Annotated in this window: 20 protein-coding genes; 12 read left to right on the forward strand and 8 right to left on the reverse strand. The window is 39.7% G+C overall.

The window, feature by feature from the left end; translation table 11 throughout:
* Positions 1-265 precede the first annotated feature (265 nt).
* The 3 genes from I6F49_RS05060 to I6F49_RS05070 all read left to right on the forward strand — a co-directional run bounded on the left by I6F49_RS05060 (position 266) and on the right by I6F49_RS05070 (position 3,535).
* Positions 266-1,252, forward strand: a complete 987-nt coding sequence (locus I6F49_RS05060; RefSeq protein WP_165725025.1) for a Gfo/Idh/MocA family protein — start codon at positions 266-268, stop codon at positions 1,250-1,252.
* A gap of 443 nt (positions 1,253-1,695) precedes the next feature.
* Entirely contained in the window at positions 1,696-2,439 is a 744-nt protein-coding gene (locus tag I6F49_RS05065) for a FadR/GntR family transcriptional regulator (RefSeq protein ID WP_024591884.1), read from the forward strand.
* A 232-nt stretch (positions 2,440-2,671) separates the two neighbouring features.
* Positions 2,672-3,535, forward strand: coding sequence for an EamA family transporter (locus I6F49_RS05070; protein WP_197178866.1), 864 nt, complete (start codon positions 2,672-2,674; stop codon positions 3,533-3,535).
* 73 nt (positions 3,536-3,608) lie between these two features.
* Here I6F49_RS05070 and I6F49_RS05075 read toward each other — a convergent pair whose 3' ends face one another.
* Positions 3,609-4,805: an MFS transporter gene (locus tag I6F49_RS05075; protein WP_197178868.1), complete on the reverse strand. Its 1,197-nt coding sequence runs from the start codon at positions 4,803-4,805 to the stop codon at positions 3,609-3,611.
* A 73-nt stretch (positions 4,806-4,878) separates the two neighbouring features.
* Positions 4,879-5,973: an NADH:flavin oxidoreductase/NADH oxidase gene (locus tag I6F49_RS05080; protein WP_166421440.1), complete on the reverse strand. Its 1,095-nt coding sequence runs from the start codon at positions 5,971-5,973 to the stop codon at positions 4,879-4,881.
* A 477-nt stretch (positions 5,974-6,450) separates the two neighbouring features.
* On the opposite strand from I6F49_RS05080, the gene I6F49_RS05085 reads away from it, so the two are divergent.
* Both I6F49_RS05085 and I6F49_RS05090 read left to right on the forward strand, forming a co-directional pair.
* A complete protein-coding gene (locus tag I6F49_RS05085; protein ID WP_197178869.1) occupies positions 6,451-8,874 on the forward strand; it encodes a TonB-dependent receptor in 2,424 nt (807 codons plus the stop codon).
* A 103-nt stretch (positions 8,875-8,977) separates the two neighbouring features.
* Positions 8,978-10,561, forward strand: coding sequence for a tetratricopeptide repeat-containing sulfotransferase family protein (locus I6F49_RS05090; RefSeq protein ID WP_197178871.1), 1,584 nt, complete (start codon positions 8,978-8,980; stop codon positions 10,559-10,561).
* Positions 10,562-11,030: 469 nt separating this feature from the next.
* Here the strand turns inward: I6F49_RS05090 and I6F49_RS05095 are convergent, their stop codons facing one another.
* From I6F49_RS05095 to I6F49_RS05110, 4 genes are all read right to left on the reverse strand, one after another.
* Entirely contained in the window at positions 11,031-12,284 is a 1,254-nt protein-coding gene (locus tag I6F49_RS05095; RefSeq protein ID WP_197142318.1) for a winged helix-turn-helix domain-containing protein, read from the reverse strand.
* 56 nt (positions 12,285-12,340) lie between these two features.
* Complete coding sequence (locus tag I6F49_RS05100; RefSeq protein ID WP_165728946.1) at positions 12,341-12,721, reverse strand: MmcQ/YjbR family DNA-binding protein; 381 nt, start codon at positions 12,719-12,721, stop codon at positions 12,341-12,343.
* Positions 12,722-12,802: 81 nt separating this feature from the next.
* A complete protein-coding gene (locus tag I6F49_RS05105) occupies positions 12,803-13,195 on the reverse strand; it encodes a hypothetical protein (protein ID WP_197178873.1) in 393 nt (130 codons plus the stop codon).
* Between the two features lie 119 nt (positions 13,196-13,314).
* A complete protein-coding gene (locus I6F49_RS05110) occupies positions 13,315-13,923 on the reverse strand; it encodes a TetR/AcrR family transcriptional regulator (RefSeq protein WP_165728948.1) in 609 nt (202 codons plus the stop codon).
* A 153-nt stretch (positions 13,924-14,076) separates the two neighbouring features.
* Here I6F49_RS05110 and I6F49_RS05115 point away from each other — a divergent pair, with 153 nt between their 5' ends.
* The 7 genes from I6F49_RS05115 to I6F49_RS05145 all read left to right on the forward strand — a co-directional run bounded on the left by I6F49_RS05115 (position 14,077) and on the right by I6F49_RS05145 (position 19,411).
* Positions 14,077-14,457 carry a hypothetical protein gene (locus tag I6F49_RS05115; RefSeq protein WP_165728949.1) on the forward strand — a complete coding sequence of 127 codons (381 nt, stop codon included), beginning with the start codon at positions 14,077-14,079 and terminating at the stop codon, positions 14,455-14,457.
* A 67-nt stretch (positions 14,458-14,524) separates the two neighbouring features.
* On the forward strand, positions 14,525-15,436 hold the full coding sequence (locus tag I6F49_RS05120) for a haloalkane dehalogenase (RefSeq protein ID WP_110924242.1): 912 nt from the start codon (positions 14,525-14,527) through the stop codon (positions 15,434-15,436).
* A gap of 10 nt (positions 15,437-15,446) precedes the next feature.
* Entirely contained in the window at positions 15,447-16,187 is a 741-nt protein-coding gene (locus tag I6F49_RS05125; RefSeq protein WP_165728950.1) for an SDR family oxidoreductase, read from the forward strand.
* Between the two features lie 80 nt (positions 16,188-16,267).
* Positions 16,268-16,912 (forward strand): SDR family oxidoreductase, encoded by a 645-nt coding sequence (locus tag I6F49_RS05130; RefSeq protein WP_165741145.1) that lies wholly within the window; start codon positions 16,268-16,270, stop codon positions 16,910-16,912.
* A gap of 79 nt (positions 16,913-16,991) precedes the next feature.
* Positions 16,992-17,690: a DNA alkylation repair protein gene (locus tag I6F49_RS05135; protein WP_165728952.1), complete on the forward strand. Its 699-nt coding sequence runs from the start codon at positions 16,992-16,994 to the stop codon at positions 17,688-17,690.
* A gap of 20 nt (positions 17,691-17,710) precedes the next feature.
* Positions 17,711-18,610 (forward strand): haloalkane dehalogenase, encoded by a 900-nt coding sequence (locus tag I6F49_RS05140; protein WP_165728953.1) that lies wholly within the window; start codon positions 17,711-17,713, stop codon positions 18,608-18,610.
* 393 nt (positions 18,611-19,003) lie between these two features.
* Positions 19,004-19,411, forward strand: a complete 408-nt coding sequence (locus tag I6F49_RS05145; RefSeq protein ID WP_165742160.1) for a hypothetical protein — start codon at positions 19,004-19,006, stop codon at positions 19,409-19,411.
* A 380-nt stretch (positions 19,412-19,791) separates the two neighbouring features.
* Here I6F49_RS05145 and I6F49_RS05150 read toward each other — a convergent pair whose 3' ends face one another.
* Positions 19,792-20,337 (reverse strand): DUF7010 family protein, encoded by a 546-nt coding sequence (locus I6F49_RS05150; RefSeq protein ID WP_197178875.1) that lies wholly within the window; start codon positions 20,335-20,337, stop codon positions 19,792-19,794.
* Positions 20,338-20,394: 57 nt separating this feature from the next.
* Positions 20,395-20,811, reverse strand: a complete 417-nt coding sequence (locus I6F49_RS05155) for a hypothetical protein (protein WP_197178877.1) — start codon at positions 20,809-20,811, stop codon at positions 20,395-20,397.
* Positions 20,812-20,997 lie beyond the last annotated feature (186 nt).

The raw sequence follows: 20,997 nt of genomic DNA on the forward strand, positions 1-20,997 counted from the left end.
ACCTAGTGGGCTAAGTAAAAATCGAGCAACAAAGAGTCAATCGTCCCTAGAAAGAACCCATAGGGCAGCGCATGTTTGGCCTTTATGCTGCGTTATCGCCTATTTATGGGGAATAACCACACTACATAGGCTCTGCCTTGCCTAAAAACCAAACATACTGCTGTAAATTCAACCACCAAAGGTCAACACGCCCTAAAGCATATAGAACTAAAAAAATGTTAAACTAAACGCTCTTATTATTTTTTATTTAAGCTAAGGAGTGAGCATGAACTTTGTTATTGTTGGCACCAATTTTATTAGCGACACACTGTTAGCCGCTGCAAATACGTTAAACGATTTTAATTTATATGGTGTGTGCTCGCGCGCAGTATCAAGCGGCGAAGCATTTTTAGCCAAACACCCACAAAATGCACAAGCAAAAATTTTCACCTCAATCGAGCAAGTATGCCAAGATCAAAATGTTGATGCTGTCTACATAGCCGCCCCTAACAGCTTACACAAACAATATGCCGTTATGTGCCTAGAAGCGGGTAAACATGTCCTTGGCGAAAAACCATCAGCAGCCAATTCTAAAGAGCTTGCAAGCATTATAGCTACAGCAAAAAAACATCAGCGCCTTTACATGGAAGCCATGATGACCACTCACTTACCTAACTTTGCACGGCTGCAACAGGCAATGGTAAAAATTGGCACACCACGTAAATATATTGGCCAGTACAGTCAATATTCATCGCGTTACGATAAATATAAAAATGGCGAGCGTCCAAATACGTTTTTACCCGAGTTTGCTAATGGTGCTTTAGTTGATTTAGGGATTTACCCACTGTATTTATTAATTGCACTTTGGGGAGCGCCGCAAAGCGTAAGTGCCAGTGGCGTATTACTTGATACAGGTGTAGATGGTGCGGGCGATGTATTACTAAACTACGCTGATAAACAAGCCGTTATTAGCTACTCTAAAATATCGCAAGGCGACAACATAACCGAAATACAAGGCGAGCTTGGACGCATACGAATAGAAGCCGTATCGCAACTCAAAAAGGTGGAGTTTATTGCTAATAATGGTGAGGTAGAGGTTATATCCCAGCCGTTTGATGAGCACTTTATGAAATACGAAGTTGAACATTTTATGGCGTTAGTGAAGCAAAATATTCTTGAGTCACCCGTTAATACACATATTTTAGCCAGTAACGTAATGAGCGTACTTGATGAAGCTCGCAAACAGCTTGGGGTTGTGTACCCTAACGACTAACTAAATAAAATATGGGCGTTAACCAACGACAGTTAACGCCCAGAAGAAAGCTTAAATAGCTCTCGTACAACGACACATTTTACAAAACACACTTTACAAACACATTTAAAAATAGCGATCCCCATCCATGGGCAATCAAATACTTCTACAACAAACTTAACACTAACAACCCAAAATCGGTTTATTACCTATATTTATTATTCAATAACCTTAAAACTAACCTAACGCATAAAAACATTACCAATCAAGCTAGCCAATTGCATTATTTTAAACTAAATTGGTAATACAACAATACAACCATTGGTGTATAGTGGTTTTTAACCATAACATCGCGTTAGAATTTTGACATAATAGTGAATTTTGAGGTAACCTCTGGTATTAACAGTTGGTTTTGACTTTTAGGCCCCAGAGGCCATTATTCCTTAAGGTAATGAAGGTAAAGTATGGGTAATCGTCGCTTATTTTGGCGCATAGTTGATAAAATTGAGTCTTTAATAAATCAAGGCGAATTTTCTGCTGGGAGTCGTTTACCACCTGAACGTGAACTTGCAGAAATGTTTGATGTAAGTCGCCCTACCATTAGAGAAGCTATTATCGCATTAGAAGTACGTGGCCGAGTTGAAGTTAAAACCGGCTCTGGTGTTTACGTAGTAGAACAAAAAAATGCATCTATAAAATCAAAAGAGATCAGTGCATTTGAACTTACTCAAGCTCGCGCATTAATTGAAGGCGAAATTGCCGCTTTAGCTGCTCAAAGCATTACAGAAGAAGAACTAGAGCAACTAAATAAAACATTAATTGCCATGGAAAAAGGCCTTTATGTTGAGCAAGCCGACCGTGAGTTCCACGAAATTATAGCTAGAGCAACGCGCAATAAAGCACTTGAATTTGCAGTGTCTAACTTGTGGGATTTACGTTTAACAAACCCACAAATTGTTGCTGACTATGGCAGTGTGTGTAAAAACAATAACGAGTGCGTTATGGACGAACACACCGCTATTTATACAGCCCTAAAGTCGCATGATGCAAATGCAGCGCGCACCGCAATGCACAAACATTTTAACCGCTTAATTAATGCTTTATTTGATGCCGTAGAATCGCGCGCACTTGAAGAAATTAAACGCAAAAATGATGAAAAACGAGGCCTCTACTCGCTTGATGGCTTAGTTAATAAAAGTGCCCACTAAGGCATTTTAACCAACTGATTAAAGTTAGCAAACGCCTGTTTGCTAACTTTACCTCTTACTTTATTTACCCGCCCTATTTAATATACTTTTAATTGCGCTATTTTTGGTCGCAAACACTTACCTATAAATTTAAAAAAAGATACTATGCCGCCATTAATATCGGGCGGGTTTAGCTTTTATACTCCCTGCATTACATAACTAATTGATAGAGTTACTCAACTCAAGGATTAAAATGCAAGCATCTTCAAAAAGTTATTTACTGGCTATAGTGTGTGTACTGCTTGCTATGATGACCATTCAAACGGGCGCGTCATTTGCAAAACAGCTTTTTCCTATTGTTGGTCCTGAAGGTACAACTGCCCTTAGGCTTGGTTTTTCTGCCTTTATACTTTGCTTAGTGTTTAAACCTTGGAAACACTTACCTACTTCTGGTAATCGTATTCCTATAATTGTGTATGGTTTAAGTTTAGGCGGCATGAACATTTTTTTTTATTACGCCATTGAACGCATTCCACTAGGCATTGGTGTAGCGCTTGAATTTACAGGCCCGCTTGCTGTTGCCTTATTTTCATCACGCCGCAAACGTGACTTATTTTGGGTTGCCTGTGCTATTGCCGGTATTTTGATTCTGCTTCCTGATATGAGCGGCCAAGACAGCCTTGATCCATTGGGTGTAGCGCTTGCGCTTGGTGCCGGTGCATGTTGGGCAGGTTATATATTATTTGGTAAAAAAACGGGCACACAAAGCTCTGGTGGAGCAACTGTCGCATTGGGTATGACCGTTGCCGCTATAGTGCTAGTACCATACGGCGGCATTATGCAAAGCGCCGCGTTTACGTGGGAAATTATCCCACTGGGTATTGGTATTGCTATTTTATCAAGCGCACTGCCTTACACACTTGAAATGGTTGCACTGCGTAACATGCCTTCACAAGGGTTTAGCGTAATGATGAGTTTAGAGCCTGCAATAGCTTCGCTCGCAGGGTTTATTATTTTAAGTGAGTTACTTACTTTATGGCAGTGGCTAGCTATTTTACTTGTGATAGTTGCATCTGTTGGTAGCTCGTTTTCAAACGCAAAAAAACAGGTTGCTTAAATAAAAACTGTAATCGACTAATTCTAAAAAATAAAGCCACCGCGTAAGCAGTGGCTTTTTTGTAGCAACGTAATTAGCTTACCGCCTTACTTTGCTTGTTAGTTGTAACCAAATACCCAATCAACGAAATAAGCGGCATACCCGTAGCAACCAGGGCAATACCTGTCCAACCACCTGCTTCATATAACGGGCTGGCAATAAGCGACCCCACTGCACCACCTACAAATATACTGGTCATGTAAATAGCGTTTAAACGTGCTCGGCTTTGTGGCTCTAGTGCGTAAACTGCGCGTTGCCCAAGTACCATATTGGCTTGCACAGCAAAATCAATAAACACACCCGTTAACGCTAAAATTACTATCCCGTAAGGTAAATCAAACAAACTGGGTAAAAAGCAACCAGCTGCTATAACTTTTGCAAGTAAAGAGACCTGATGTGTATAGCCTTTGTCGGCCAAACGCCCAACAATAGGGGCTGCTATAGCACCTGCCGCACCGACAAGTGCAAACAGTGCTATTTCTGATTGCGATAAACCATACTCACGGGCAAGCACAACAGGTACGCTCGTCCAAAATAAACTGAACGATGCAAACATTAATGCTTGAAAAAGTGAACGTTGGCGCAGCACTGGTTGGCTAATCATTAACTGTTTAAGCGATTTTAATAACTTAAAATACGTTGTTTTATGGGTAGGTTGCCTGCTTGGAATAGCAAAATAAATTACGCCTGCAATAAACACCATACACCCTGCTGCAAAGTAAAATACAGCACGCCAACCAAAGTGATCGGCTATTAAACTCGATATAGGTCTTGCCAGCAAAATACCTAGCAGGAGACCCGCCATAATATTGCCAAGAACCTGTCCGCGCTTCTCGTCAGACGATAAATGCGCAGCAAGCGGAATAAGCACCTGAACAGAAACCGAGCTCATACCTATCATTAAACATAAAATAAGCATTACATTAGGTGAATCAGCCAGTGCTGTACCTATTAAACTCAAAAACGACACAGCGAGCGTTATAAGCATTAAGCGTTTGTTTTCTATTAAGTCAGCTAAAGGCACTAAAAAAAACAAACCTAAGGCATAACCTATTTGTGTAAGCGATACGATAAGGCTGGCACTATGCGAGCTTAATCCCACCTCTGGTGCTAGTAACTCAATGATAGGTTGAGCGTAGTAAATATTGGCAACAATAAGGCCGCAACACAAAGCAATAATAGTGACGAGTGTATTGCTAAGTGGTTGCGCTGAAACGCCTGTTTGAGTCATGTGTGTCCTACTTTACAAAAATAATAAAACCCAACCAGCAAACGCGGGTTGGGTTTTGCTTAATAGCTATAATTTACTTTATTGGTGATGGCTGCCCATGTGGGCTTGAGCGTAAATACTGTTTAGGTGCAGTTACTGTAGCGCCAAGCTCTGCAGCTGCATGCCACGGCCAATGCGGATTATATAAAATGCCACGCGCCAGCGCTACACCATCGGCTTGCTGCTCACTAATAATATCCTCGGCTTGTTGCGCCTCAGTAATTAAACCCACCGCTATAACAGGCATATTCACAGCTTCTTTAATAGCTGTTGCAAACGGTACCTGAAAATTAGGTTTTACTGGTATTTGTTGCTCAGGACTTAAACCCGCAGTACTTACATGAATAAAGTCACAGCCGAGTTCATCAAGCGCTTTACTAAGCACTATCGATTGATCTAAATCCCAGCCGCCTTCAACCCAATCAGTTGCCGAAATACGCACACCTACCGCTTTTTCACTAGGAAATACCGCTCTTACCGCTTTAAACACATCAAGCAATAAACGCATTCTGTTTTCTAGGCTACCACCGTAGTTGTCATCGCGCTTGTTTGAAAGTGGCGACAAAAACTGGTGTAACAGGTAACCGTGCGCACCATGTAGCTCGATTAAATCAAGGCCGAGTTCATCAGCGCGTTTAGCTGCACTTACAAAATCTTTAATTAGTGAATCTATGTCAGATTGGCTCATTGCTTTTGGCACTGGGCTGCTATCGTCGTACGCAACTGCCGAAGGTGCAAGCGTTTGCCAGCCATTAACGTCATCAGGTGCAATAGCATCGCCACCGTCCCATGGTTTTTCAGTTGATGCTTTGCGCCCAGCATGCGCCAACTGAATACCAATAGGCATAGGGCTATATTGTCTTACTGCTTTTAGGCTTTTGCCCAGGGCTTGCTGGGTTTCGTTATTCCAAAGCCCTAAATCGCCGTAGCTAATACGCCCTTCTGGGTTTACTGCTGTTGCTTCTAAAATTAGCAATCCTGCACCACTCAAACTCAATTGGCCCAAATGAATAGTGTGCCAATCGCTAGCAGCGCCATTGTTTGCTGAGTACTGGCACATGGGTGCAATAATAATACGGTTATCTAACGTTACTTGCCCAAGTGATAAAGGCGAAAATAGTTGGCTCATTGTTAATCCTTAAAAACACGCACAAAAAAGTGCGGACAAAACAAAAAAGAGTATACGAAGCGGCAATCAAACACGCTCACTCAATAACTTACACAGTTACTTATAAATACGACTACCACTCTTAATGGGGATAAAAACACACTTTAATAGTGCTGATAAAAGCATAACTAATGACATTATAAACTATCAATTTTAATGTAATAATTTGTTTAACGAGCGCGTCATAAAGCCATCTTTAAAAAATGAATGACTATTTACCTTTAAACAAGGGTGTGATTTTTAACCTAACTGTACCTAATAGCACTAAGCTATTGCTTATATTGCCTATTAACTAAATAAAAACCCCACATACAAACCATATTTATTCTACAAAAGTGAATTAAAATTCAATTTAGATATTCCAAGCTACTTCACTCCCTGATAAACTGCTTAACTTAATTTACTAATGTAAAACATTTGAACTGGGGATCACTTTTTATGTTTAAACCAAGCTTGTTAACCTTGGCTATTTCGAGCGCTGTTTCTAGCGTATTTTTATTGCCTAATGCCGCACTTGCTCAAGAAGAAGTTGCAGCTAAAAACAAATCACTCGAAGTAATCGAAGTTACAGCAACAAGGCGCAGCGGCTCTGTGCAAAATGCACCGCTAAATATTACAGCCCTTGATGCAGATATTATGAAAGATCAAAATATCAATGAGCTTGCGGATGTAGCACGCTGGGTACCTGGTTTAACAATTACTGATCAAGGTGGCCGCTCAGGCTCGCCTATTATTGTTCGTGGTTTAAATACTAATTCATCTGGTCCATCATCAGATGGCGGCACAGTATCTACTTACATTAACGAAATTCCTGTTTCGGTAGATATGCGCCTAGTAGATATTGAGCGTGTTGAAGTATTAATTGGGCCACAAGGCACCCTTTATGGTGCAGGCACATTAGGCGGTGCAATTCGCTACATGCTTAAACAGCCTGAGCTTGATTTTACATCGCTTGAAGTATACGGCGACCTATTTCAAACAAAAGAAAGTGACTCTTTAGGTGGCGAAGGCGGTTTTATATTTAACCTTCCTATTATCGAAGATAAATTAGCAGTACGCGCCAGCTTAAACGTATATGAAGATCCAGGTTTTATCGATTACGGTTACGTAGTACGCGAGCCAGGCGTATCGTTGCCAGATCCAGATTGGAGCGATAGCTCAGCAGTTAATAACAACCTTAAAAATGTAAAAGACGCCAACGGCGAAACCACCACTACTGGTCGTATTTCTGTTCGCTTTAAACCAAATGAATCGTTTGAAGGTACGCTTAACTACTTTTACCAAAACCAAGACAGCGAAGGTCGCTCGATTGTTCATTACAACAGCCTTAATGCAAACAACGGCTTAAGCGACGTAATAGGTAAATACGAATCGGCTTATCGCTTTGAAGAGCCTCGCGAGAAAAAAGACCAATTACTAAGCCTTGAACTAAAAGCCGACCTAGGTTTTGCAGAGCTCGTATCAGCAACCGGTATTTCGAGCTTTGATGCCGACGGCCAACGCGACCAAACAGACTTACTTATTCGTCTTGATTACGGTTATGAAGAGTTTCCTTCGTTTTCAACGTTTACCCGTGAAATTGACGAAGAAGATACCTTCACTCAAGAAATTCGCTTAGTGTCGCAAGGCGACAGCGACTTTAACTGGATTGTGGGTGGCTTTTACAACAAAACAGAAACCGAAGCGTCAAGCCGAGAGTTTACGCCTGGGTTTGATCAATTTGCTGTCGATAACGAAGAGTTTGGCGGCGCGCAGCTAAGACCTGACTCATTAGAATACTTAGAGCTTACAAAAAGTACCGTCACTGAGTCTGCACTATTTGGTGAAGTTGGTTATCAAGTTACCGACAAATTAGATGTGACTATTGGTGCTCGTTTTTACAAGTACGATATAGAATCGCAAGCGGCTTTTGACTTCCCATTAGCCAATACATTATATAGTGGCGCAGGTCCTGACGACATCACCGTTGCATACGAAAAAGACGAAGCTGACGATAACGGTAACTTATTTAAATTTAATGCTAAATACCAGTTTACTGACTCTGTAATGGGTTATGTAACCGTAAGTGAAGGCTTTAGAATTGGTGGTTCAAACGGTTTAGTGTCTTGCCCAGATCCAATCCCTGAGGATCAACAAACAGGCTGTGGTAAACCTGACGAATTATTATATGAAGCCGACACCACGACAAACTACGAGCTAGGCTTTAAAAGTACGTGGTTTAGAAGCCAACTACACTTTAACGCCGCGTTATTTAACGTAGATTGGGATGATGCACAAATTACGGGCGCTACAGATATAGGCCAATTAACATATATTTCAAACGCAGGCAGCGCTAATGCAAAAGGGGTTGAAATTTCAACCCGCGCTATTTTATCTGACTCGTTTTCAGTTTATGCAACTTATGCCTACACAAAAGCAGAGCTAACATCAGACGCACCATTTTTGTTTAACGCCGATGGCACAGGCGGCGCAGAAGACGGCGACCGTTTACCGGGCTCACCTGAAAACCAATTTTCGATGGGTGTAAACTATCAAACAGACGTGTTTAACGACAAAACGCTTGATATTAACTACGGTTTAACCGCGCAAAGCGACGTGCTTTCAAGAGTAGGGCTTCGTGATAACGGCGAAATACTACCAGGTTACAGCTTAAGTAATATATCAGCTAAATTAACAGCCGATGCATGGTCAACTACCCTATATGTTGATAACCTATTCAACAAATACGCAGTTACCTCAGTTCGTCGTTCAGATGAAGACATAACATCAGCTAATGGCGCCGACATACAACGTAACTACGGCCATTACATTAATCGCCCGCTTACGGTAGGCGTTAAATTTAACTACAAATTTGAAATATAATTTAAGCGACTTTTAAACAGTCTCACTTTTTAAATACTGTTTTAAGGCTCAAATTTATTTGAGCCTTTTTATTTTCTTTTACAAAATAATAATTACCAAAACCATGCAGCCAAATTTAAAGCAACTTCATCAAAACGCAATACACTCCCTAAACCAAGGTAAAATAGAGCAAGCACACAAAGCCCTAGTGGAGTTAGTTACACAAAAGCCCGACTTTGCTGATGGCTATTTTTTGCTAGCTATGGTTAATTTAACTGTTGGGCAAATACACAAAGCAATAAAGCTCATCGAAAAAGCTCTTACCCTTGGCCAAAGTATTGAATACACCGCGCAACTTGCAAAGTGTTACGCACTAACTGGCGAATTAAAAAAAGCAAAAAACACCGCCTTAACTATACCCATTCAACAAATACAAAAACCGCTCGATGCCGACACCCTAGGCGTAGCCCTTACTCAAGCAGGCTTGTACGAACACGCACTTAACTATTTTGAATGCGCTATTAAACTGGCTACAGCAGCTAACAAAGCCCAGCCGCAGTTTTATTATAACTACGGTGTAAGCGCTAAGTTTTTAGGATTATTTGATAAAGCCCAACATGCGTTCGAACATGCCATAGCGCTTAATCCGCTGCATCATCAAAGTCATTTTGCATTAAGTGATTTAACTAAAGTAAGTACCCAAAACAATCATATTGAACGCTTAAAAAACGTGTTTGAACAAGTAACACACCCTAATGCAAAACTACATATTGGCCATGCTTTAGCAAAAGAGTATCAAGATCTTGGTGAGTTTACTCAGGCTTTTAACGCGTTAGAGCAAGGTAAAGTAGCAAAACGTGCTGTGCAGCCGTTTGATCATAAAAGCTCAATTAAATTATTTGAACATATTAAACGCTTAAGTGAACAGCACACACACGCGCGAGTACAAGGTAACCCAACGGCCGAACCTATTTTTGTATTAGGCATGCCCCGCTCTGGCACCACATTGGTTGAGCGTATAATATCGAGCCACAGCGACGTGCAGTCAGCCGGTGAATTACAAGACTTTGGCTTAAGTGTTAAAAAGCTCAGCCAAACACAAACACCTCACGTGCTCGACACTCAAACGCTCAGTAAAGCCTACGAGCTTGATTTTAATCAGCTTGGGTCAACCTATTTAAACGCAACACGCGTAATAACAGGCAGCCATAAACACTTTATTGATAAGCTCCCGTTTAACTTTTTTTATATCGACTTAATAACCAAAGCACTGCCAAACGCCAAAATAATTTGTATGCTGCGCGACCCAATGGACACCTGTATTGGCAACTATCGCCAGTTATTCACCATTAATAACCCCTACTACGCGTACTCGCTCGATTTACTCGACACCGCTAAATTTTACAGCCGTTTTTACAAACTAATGCAGCACTTTAGCGCCCTGCACAGCAATATAAAATTAGTAAAATACGAAGAGTTAGTCGCACAGCCCGAGCAGCAAATAAAAGACTTAGTGAGCTTTTGTAACCTCGAATGGCAAGAACAGTGTATAGATTTTCACTTAAACACCGCACCGGTTTCTACCGCAAGCAAGGTGCAAGTACGCCAACCACTTAACAATAAAGCAATTGGCCGCTGGAAAGCGTTTAAGCCGAATACTGATGAAATTGAAGATTACTTTTTAAAGCAAAATATCAGTTTTGAGTAAAGGTTTTATAGCTTAGGAGTTAGGTGTGTGAACCAAGAATAACCCGCTTGTGCAAGTGTAGGTCGGATAAGCGAAGCGCCATCCGACACAGTAAAACACCTGGCCAATTATTATCAATATTTTATGTTGTCGAGTGAATAGAGAGTGCCAATAGCGAACCTTCAAGGCGTAAATCTGAAACTCTGTTGGGTGGCGCCTTCGGCTTAACCAACCTACCTTTTGACGTAGGTCGGATAAGTGGCGAAGCCACGTCATCCGACAAAAATGATGAATTGACTAGCAACAACACGACTTACCGCGTTTATGTTGTCGAGTGGCCAGAAAGTGCCATAAACTGAAAGTGGCAAAAGGCAAGACGCGACCCCATTATCACTGCTTGATTAAAAGTGTAAATGAGTCAAACGAACAAAGTGTTACTGCACTTATAACCTTGATAGACGTTGATTTACAACAAGGACAAACAGCGCACTCATATTATGGGACCTATATTAACGTTAATAATAGATTTTAATGCACTTTGTAACTTTTCATTTAACGGTTTCGGGTAGACTTCAATTAAAGAAACGGAGTCACATTTCTGAAAACTACAAAATGGTATAATGGCGTCTACAAAGGCAGTAATGACTGACGCTTGATCAAAGTTATGCTGCTCAAAGTTATGTTGCTCAAAATGTAGTGATTTAATCTCTAAATGAGATGTTTTTCTATGCACTTTACAATCCATACGACCAACAAATTCACCGCGATAAAGTAGCGGTAAGCAAAAGTAACCATACTGTCGTTTCACTGCAGGAACATAACATTCTAGTTGATAGTTATATTGAAAAAGCAACTTGAGCCGATCACGTTGAATGACACTATTATCGAATGGCGAAAGGATCAACATTCGGTTATTCAGACGGGGAAGGGGCCGTTCAATCGCCTCGGTTTCCACTAACAATATTTCACCGCTACTCATTTGCACTTGTTGTAAAATGTTTTGCACTAATCGTTCATCTACCAAGTTTTTCACTGCGTTGCGCAATTCGTTATCTCGACGTAAATAAGTCAAGCCTTTAAGTGAGGTAACCCCCAAGCAGCGGAACTGTTGATCGACAATGTGCGTGGCCAACTCATCCATACTGGGCATTTTTAAGTTTACCTCAGAAGGTAATACCCGTTCAGTTAGATCATACGTTTTTTGGAAACCTTCTCGGTTACTAACCATCAGGTCACCTTCCATATACAACTGTTCAAGTGCCTTTTTCGCAGGTTTCCAATCCCACCAACCTGCACGCTTTGTAGCATTTGACTCTAAATCTCGAGATCGCAACGGACCGTCGATACGTATGCGAGTTAATAATTCTTGCATCAGCTTGCTATCACGCTCTTTATGCCAATGAATTTGACCATTTTTAATCGCGTGTTTGTAAGGTAATGAGAAGCGAAAATCTTTAATCGGTAAAAAGGCGGCAGCGTGAGACCAGTACTCAAAAATGTCTTTATTGAGTAATAACTGATTGGTCATAGCGGGTTTGAAATTAGGTACTCTAGAGTTAAGAATATGATGATGAGCACGCTCTACCACCGAAATAGCATCAATCTGTACGTAACCAATATGGTTAATTGCATTACACGCACCAGCCAAACCACTGCCAAAAGCTTGTGTTTGTAGCAAACCTTGTGCTGACAGGGCAAGGCGGCGTAAACGCGCTAGCTCTTGAGGGTGTTTAATTTTAATCATATTTTCCTAAGAGATAATTAACGAGTATCCGTGCAACGTGTAAACCTAAACCTATTTTAAGGGGTTTGGTTTAAACCGAGCTCTTTTTGTTTTTTCTTTGTCAGGCCTAATGAAACAAGCCGATAAGACTCTTTAAGGTAATATGATAAGTCGTTATCAGTATCATCGTTGCTTTCGTAGTGTTGTATCCATTTCATTCCACGAGAAGCAAAATACGGTGCAGGCTTATAGCCAGGTATTTCACTGAGAAAATGAAAATTCAGTTCAGATGTTTTAAAAATAAAGGCTGGTTTATCACCTTCTCCCAACCCTCCTCCCAATCCGCCGATAGCAAAAACCTTTCCGCCGACTTTCCATACATGAGAGTTATGCCATTGGACCACATATGAGGTTGCTTCTAATGCGCGACAGAAATCATTAAATTCTTTATAGTTCATATTGTCGATCTTCGTTTGTATAGTCTATTGGCTATAGAGCCCATTATATGGACTTATAAATATATGAGCTCGCTTTATATTTTAGCGATAACGCGCATATAACCTACTGGCTAAAAATACGCCAATAAGCATTTCAAACCATGCGATTGGGACCAAAGTAACTGCCATTTCCCACGTTCCTAATCCTGAGTTTACAGACCCTATCCAAAAAACACCCAGCGTTGCCATGCAAGTAACAGTGGCTGATATAACGATCGATTTTACATTCTGACCAAAGCTTTGAGCGCACAACCAGTAAATAAATACCAAGGTACTCGCCAGTATCGTGTCCCATATTCCCCATATCAATGCATTACTGACAGCCATTGGTCCAACGACTAACTTTCCGGCATAGAAGGCCTCCATCATAGGAAACGCGACTAAAATAGCTCTTGCTACCTCGGCAACGTGGATCCAAATACTCGTTAGTAACATAACGACGATAAATTGCTTAAATTTTAATGTGTTATTCATAAATATCGTGTCTATTCTGATTTTTTATGGCTAATTAAAAGATAGATTCTGTAATGCATGCAACAATCTAAATTATTGAACTAAGAGTAACCAAAAATAGAATTCAAAGCATGATCAAGGACTGACTTTAATTCATCTTCAACCAGACCTACTTTTGCTTGAACAGCCAGCCCATAACTTACTGATAAAAGATAGTTAGTCAGTTTTTGAGCTGTTTGGCCTTGGGGCATATCCGTCTTCGCAATGCCAGACGCGAATAAACCTGTCAATGTTTGCTGAGTTTCTGTTCCTAATTTCTTCATATAAACAACCGCATCTTCTGGAAACGCAACACTATCTGATTCATTAACACTCTTTACAAGCAAACATCCACGGGGCGTTTCATCGCTGGTGAATAGCTCAATAAGTCCATAGAAACAAGCTTGTAACCGCGCTTTTAATGTTGCATCTGAGGGCTCTACTAGGTGTCTGTAGTTAACTTCTACATATTGTTTTTGATAATGTGCCAAAGCATCTTTGAACAATTGCTCTTTATTGACAAACGTTCCGTACAAACTCGACGTATTAATGCCAAGTTCAGAAGAAAGATTAGCAACAGAAGTACCCGAGAACCCATTGGCCCAAAATAACCGCATCGCTTTATCTAAAACGACTTCTTTATCAAACGCTCTTTTTCGTCCTGCTTTCACTCTGTGGCCCTTAAAAATAATATTAATTAACTCTATTTTGAAGCAGTCACTTCAAAATGTCAATTCGCCCTATTGACATTACAAAGTGATCGCTTCACAATTAACTCAATTCTGAAGCGATCGCTTCATAAGTATAAAATAAGTGAACTAAAAATGTTTAAAAAATTCGTACAAATTACTGCTCTATTCAACTTTCCAATCGCACTAGGCATGATTATTTCAGCGCTGATGGCACCTCAAGCAGACACGTTAATTATCACGGTGGTATTGGGCGTATCTTTTATGCTTATGGGCGCTGCGTTACTTTGGGCTACTTCAGACATTAAAACCCGTGCCCCTCTTATTGTTTGGAACGGATTGGTAAGAATGGTCGGCTTTATCATTGTTACATATGCCGCTTCATTAGGCTTGGCACCAAAGATCTTTGTCTATATTTCTGTCATGGATCTTATTACCGCCTTTGTTTACATCATTGGCAGTATGCGAGCATCCGAGCAGCCCTTTAAATCCCTATTTTTAGGCAAAACTCAGTAACTTATAAATTAATAATTTTAGCATTGATAACATTAACTTAAATAAACTACTTTTCAGGAGAAATATTATGACGATTAAAGCATTAAGAACACCAGAAGAAAGATTCTCTGTATTACCGGCCTTTCCTTACCAACCTAACTACATTGATGATTTAGCTGGTTTTGAGTCTTTACGCATGGCCTACATCGACGAGGGTGATTCCTCATCTGAAAACACTTTTTTATGTTTACACGGTGAGCCTTCATGGAGCTACTTATATAGAAAAATGCTTCCTATATTTACGGGCGCTGGTCATCGTGTTGTTGCGCCTGATTTGTTTGGCTTTGGTCGTTCAGATAAACCCGTTGATGAATCGGTTTATACCTTTGATTTTCACCGTGATAGTTTAATGCGATTAATTGAACGCCTTGATCTGAAAAATATTACGTTGGTCTGTCAAGACTGGGGCGGAATTCTAGGGTTAACAATCCCAATGGATATGCAAGATCGATTCAAAAATTTGATTGTTATGAACACGGCAATATCGGTGGGTGAAACCGCCCCTGAAGGGTTTTATCAGTGGCGAGATTTCTGCGCAAATGCCCCTGAAATACCAGTCGGTGGTTTATTTGCCTGTGACGCAGGGCCAGCCGTATCTGTGATGGATGTTATAGCTTACGATGCGCCATTTCCAGATAACAGCTATAAAGCAGGCGTAAGACGCTTTCCCGCCATGGTGCCTGTCGAGCCAACGATGGATGGTGTTGAGCACGGAAAACGCGCAAGAGAGTTTTGGTCAAAAGACTGGAACGGTCAAAGTTTCATGGCGATAGGCATGAAAGATACAGCTTTAGGCGAAGGCCCAATGGAGTACTTAAGAAGCTTTATTAAAGGCTGCCCTGAGCCCTTAAAAATTGCAGAAGCAGGACACTTTGTTCAAGAATACGGTGTTGAAATTGCAGAAAAAGCGCTTGTTCACTTAGAAATGAATAATAAATAGGCTATATCCAATGAATACAAATATAGAAAATAAAGTGATTGTTATAACGGGTGCAAGCAGTGGTTTAGGTGAAGCAACTGCGCGTTTTCTGGCTCAAAAAGGTGCTAAAGTCGTATTGGGTGCGCGTCGTAGTGAAAAACTAGCAGCTATCGTAAATGATATTCGTGCTGAGGGTGGCGAAGCTGAATATGTCACGATGGATGTCACCAAATCCGATCAGGTTAAAATGCTTGTCGACAAGGCGATTGAGACTTTTGGACGCTTAGATGTCATGGTCAATAATGCCGGCTTGATGTCAATTGCTCCGATGGCTGAGGTTAAGGTTGATGAATGGGATCGCATGGTCGACATTAATATCAAAGGGGTACTTTACGGTATCGCCGCTGCACTTCCCGTGTTTACCAAACAAAATAGTGGTCACTTTATTAATCTCGCTTCCGTTGCTGCACATAAAGTTTCACCGGGTTCGGCTGTCTATAGCGGTACAAAATTTGCGGTTAAAGCGATAACAGAAGGATTGAGAGCGGAAGTGGGTGGCAATATACGTACAACGCTATTATCACCTGGCTTAATTGATTCTGAATTAAAATTCGGTAGTTCGGATGAAGCCACCTCTCAATTTGTTCAAGATATTTATAAAGTCGCTATTCCAGCGTTATCTATTGCTAAAGCTGTCGCCTATGCGATTGAACAACCAGATGATGTCGATATTAACGAAATTATTATCAGACCAACAATTCAAGACTTCTAATCTAATGTGAGTTGATCCTGCCTTTTTTGTATTTTGTTTGGCAGGTCAACGTGAAACAGTTGCTTTAAAAGGTATAAAAAATGAAAAAAACACTCATTATTGGCGCTAATGGCCAGATTGGTAAAATAGTGGTTGAGTTGCTTCACAATCAGGATCGCCCAGTGCTCGCAATGGTTCGTAGCAAACAACAAGCTGAGAAGTTAGAAAATATGGGTGTAGAGGCTGTTGTTGGCGATCTTGAAACTGATTTTGAACACGCTTTTAAGGACTGCGATAAAGTAGTATTTAGTGCAGGTTCTGGCGGTAATACAGGCGACGATAAAACACTTCTAATAGATTTATGGGCAGCAAAAAAAGCAGTTGATTATTCTTTAAAGGAAGGTATACAACATTTTGTAATGGTAAGTGGTTTAGGCGCACAAGACCCTGACGAATTTGAATCAGAAATAAAACCCTATTTGGTGGCAAAGTATTTTGCCGATCAGTACCTATTATCCAGTGGCCTAAATTACACCATTCTTAGACCGGGACTCCTTACTAATGATAAAGGCAACGGGCTCATAACAACCACGCGTTCGACTTCTACGAATGATTTATTCATTAGCAGAGAAGATGTCGCTAAATCAATAGAGTATTACATTAATCGTGACGAAGTCAGTAACCAGATATTTGAACTTTATCATGGTAATGAAGTAATTAGCTCGGCATTAACCGCTAGCAATTAATTTATAACCAACGATTCGCTAACCACTATAAAATAATATATTAGCGAAAGAAGCTATTAATATTAGAGTTTTAAATAATATGCAAAACTACCTTCAAGAAATAGAAACAATCACTTCTAAAGCAGGTGAAACCGTTCCTTTACAAAGAAAAGCTTTTGAAAGAGGTTTTTCTTTTAAACACATGTCTTTTTATGAACAACTAGCGATATGGAGTTATATCTGGACGAACACCAAAGTGTATAGAGCTGAAATGTTTTGTTTGTATTTCTTGGAGGAGCATATTAAAAACAAAGATGAAATGCTGGCCGCTTGGCCAACGATTAAATTATGGCAAGACAAAATTAATCGATGGGAAACAAGCGATGGCATTTCAAAAATATATGCTCAATTAGTAGAATATGATGCAGCATTAATTTTGCCAACGTATAAAAAATGGAATACGTCTACAAACCCATGGCATAGAAGACAAAGCATAGTGGGTTTACTTTATTACAGCGCTCATAGAAAACACTATTTACCTTTTCAAGTACTTATAGATTTGGTAGCACCTTTAATTTCTGACCACGCTTATTATGTTGAAAAAGGAGTGGGTTGGACACTTAGAGAAATAGGAAATATATACCCTAAAGAGCAGGAAGAATTTCTATTTGAAAACGCAACTAAAATATGTGCTTATGGATATAGTGCAGGTACAGAAAAATGGGATAAAACAAAACGGGAAAAACTGAAGCAAATTAGAAAAGCAGCAAGAGTTTTAAATCGCAAAAATTCAATTTAAACATTTAAAAAGGAATAAATATGTCAAACAACAAACCAATATCAGCAGCGTTTCCTTTTGAATCTAAATTTCAAGCTGTATTAGATTCTAAAATGCATTATGTCGATGAAGGAGACAAAAGTTCTAAAGATACTTTTTTACTCATACACGGAAACCCTACATCAAGTTATTTATGGCGAAACATCATTCCGCATGTAAGTCCGTTAGGTCGTGTAGTTGTTCCCGATCTTATTGGAATGGGTAAGTCTGACAAGCCCGATATAGACTATACATTTGAAGACCATATTACCTATTTAGATGCGTTTATTGAAAAGTTAGCCTTAAAAAATATCATTATAGTCATTCAAGATTGGGGTTCTGCTTTAGGTTTTAACTATGCCAATCAGCATAGAGAAAATATAAAAGGGATTGTTTTTTTTGAAGCTATGTCTCAAGTTTCTTATTGGAAAAATACGACTAAAGAGACAGAAACATTATTTAAAAAATTTCGTGACCCTGCAGAAGGGCATGAAATGATTGTTAAAAACAACTTCTTTATTGAGGCTATGCTACCCATGATGGCGGGCAGAGAATTAACTCAAGAAGAAATGGACCATTACCGAGCGCCTTATTTGGAAGAAAAGAGCCGTAAACCACTGCTTATGTGGCCTGGTCAAATTTCGTTTGATGGCGTCCCAAAATTTACCACTGACATTGTTAATTCATATAATGAATACCACAAAAATTCAGATGTGCCTAAGTTGTTATTTTATGCAGAGCCAGGACTAATTATTAATCGAGAATTAGGTGAGCATATCGCTGAAACGTGGAAAAATATTACTGCAGTAGATTTAGGTGAAGGAAAGCATTATCTACAAGAGTCGCATCCACACGAAATTGGTGAAGGTATTGTCGATTGGTATAAAAAAGTTATTAAATAAACACTAATTATAGGGCTAGTGGTCAAATAGAAAAAATGCTTAAGCGTTATATTGGGTAGACTACGGAACCATGAGCAGATTTATTTGACCGCTATAATTTGACACTATAATTTGACCACGACAAAGAAAGTACCGATGGCAGCTAAATTATCCACGTTTGAAGCAGTTGATGGCTCTGCTACATTATATACCGCCACCAAAAATAGCCTTAGATGCACGGCTATTAAACTGAGAACAGGTGGCGTTTGTTTATATAGTCCAGTGTCAGGCCTCAGTGAAGAGGCTAAAGATAGCCTAATCGAATTAGGCGAAGTCCAATATCTACTCGCCCCTATACCTACCATAATGCTGGTTTGATAGAATACTCAAAAGCCTACCCCAAAAGCTCATTTAGTGGCATCTGAGAGTGCTCATGCACGCTTGACTGACAGGACAGGGCTAACGTTCAAAGAATTATCATCGCTAGCCAATGCACTACCAGAAGGACTTACCCTAGAAGAACCCAGTGGTTTGAAAAATGGTGAGGTTTGGCTTATAGAGTCAGCGCAGATTGGCTATATTTGGCATGTTGTGGATGCCTTTTCGGGCCAAAAACATACTGAAGGCCCAATATGTGACATTGTAAAAATGGTTAAAGTATTTCCTAATTTTGGTATTAAAGATCGAAAAGTCTTTGCCAGCGCGGTAATGCAACTTATTGAAATTTCACCGCCTAAAATTTTACTTCCTTGTCATGGTGCTTTAATTAAGTCACCTGATCTAGCTGATAAGCTCCGTAATTTAATACTAGAACTTGGCTAGAGAAAAACGATACTTGTGTAATTTTAAAATAGTATCATTTGAATTAAATCATAGGTCTGGCTACTCATTTAGAGATGAATTTTCAAGTCGCTTTATGCCCATTTCCGCCTTAGGAAGCTAATCCACAGTCGCTCCAAAGCGCCTAAAAAACCAAAAAATTATAGCTAATATTAATTAGCTATAATAAAGACTACTTTTCCCAAGCAAATTTTTGAAAAGGTTTATCTACTGGCGTTTTTGCAATGTGATTTACCAGAAGAAGTGCACCTAAACCCTGAACGTGAAACCGTTAAAGTGGAGAGTGCATAACGAAGTGATCGCGACAACTAGTTTGACAAACACCGCCAACAGCACACTACTTTTACCATTATGACCGCTTGTTATTCAGTTTTTAAAACCAGCCCTTTCGATTGGGAAAATATCACTAGCGCAAATAGTATTTCGGTTATCCCGCCAATAAAGGCGCCAATTACAAAATTGGCATTTAATATAATACACAACATGCCAAAAAACATAAGCAAAGCACCCAAAATCCAATAGATTTTCATGCCATATAAGGTGTTAAAAATTAAATAACGAACACCAATTATCATCAGCATTATTGGATAAAACCATTCAGCTTGAAGTTTTGCTACGTAAAACGCTAAAAACAAACCAACAAATAAAATAATAGTGCTTTCTAAGGCCAATTTACCTAATGGGTTTTTAGGGTCGTGATTGCCAGAGCGTTTAAGCGCTTTTGAAAGTAATATGGCTAAAGGATGTATAAACATGCCACCAAAAAACAAAGTAAGCATACTTACTTGATTTGAATGCAGTAGTGCGACAAAGCCAGCTATACACCAAACCAAGCCAGACACTAATACGCCCGTTCCACCACCAAAATATGCGAGGTTCATATTTTGTTGCGCATCTTCAAATTTCATAGTAATTCCTTAACTTTAAAACAAGAACCTAAGGCAGCATGATCGCACTAATAATAATTACAGCTCGTTACTCGAATACACACTTAAAATAGGAAACTTATGCTCAGCAAACGAGACGGTGACTGATTGTGTTTCACTACCTTTAAAACCGAGCTTAAATTCTATTGGCGTTAATCTGCTGCCATCTGCAAACAATGCTAATATATGATCTTGATTGAGTTCGCGGTTGCCTGACGATAAATTATTTAGCGTAATAACGGCCCAGCGCTCGCCTTCGTTATTGCTCATAAGAACGTAATTTAAAATTGTGAAGTCAGATTTTTTAGGCGTTATATTATTATCGTTTGGAAACGATAAATGAATACTGCTGGGTATAGCACGATCAACATTTAATACATTATTGAGAGTGTTTGAGGTGTTGGCAGCAACTGCCGATGGAAACACGATAAAAATCAAAACTAAGGCTTTAAACACAGTGCAACTTCCTTTTATTAAATTGTGTTTTTAAAAACAATCGTTGAAAATTTATACTCTCAGTTTTTACCTATTATGTAAACGCACAATAATCATAATTTAATGCATATTTTGAATAAGCGCACATTCAGTGAGACTACTGTAAGGTTTATACCTTGAAAGGCTTGCATAATCATAAGGTTATTA

This window comes from Pseudoalteromonas sp. SWN166 (genome assembly GCF_015864485.1).
In the GTDB taxonomy this organism is placed as follows: domain Bacteria; phylum Pseudomonadota; class Gammaproteobacteria; order Enterobacterales; family Alteromonadaceae; genus Pseudoalteromonas.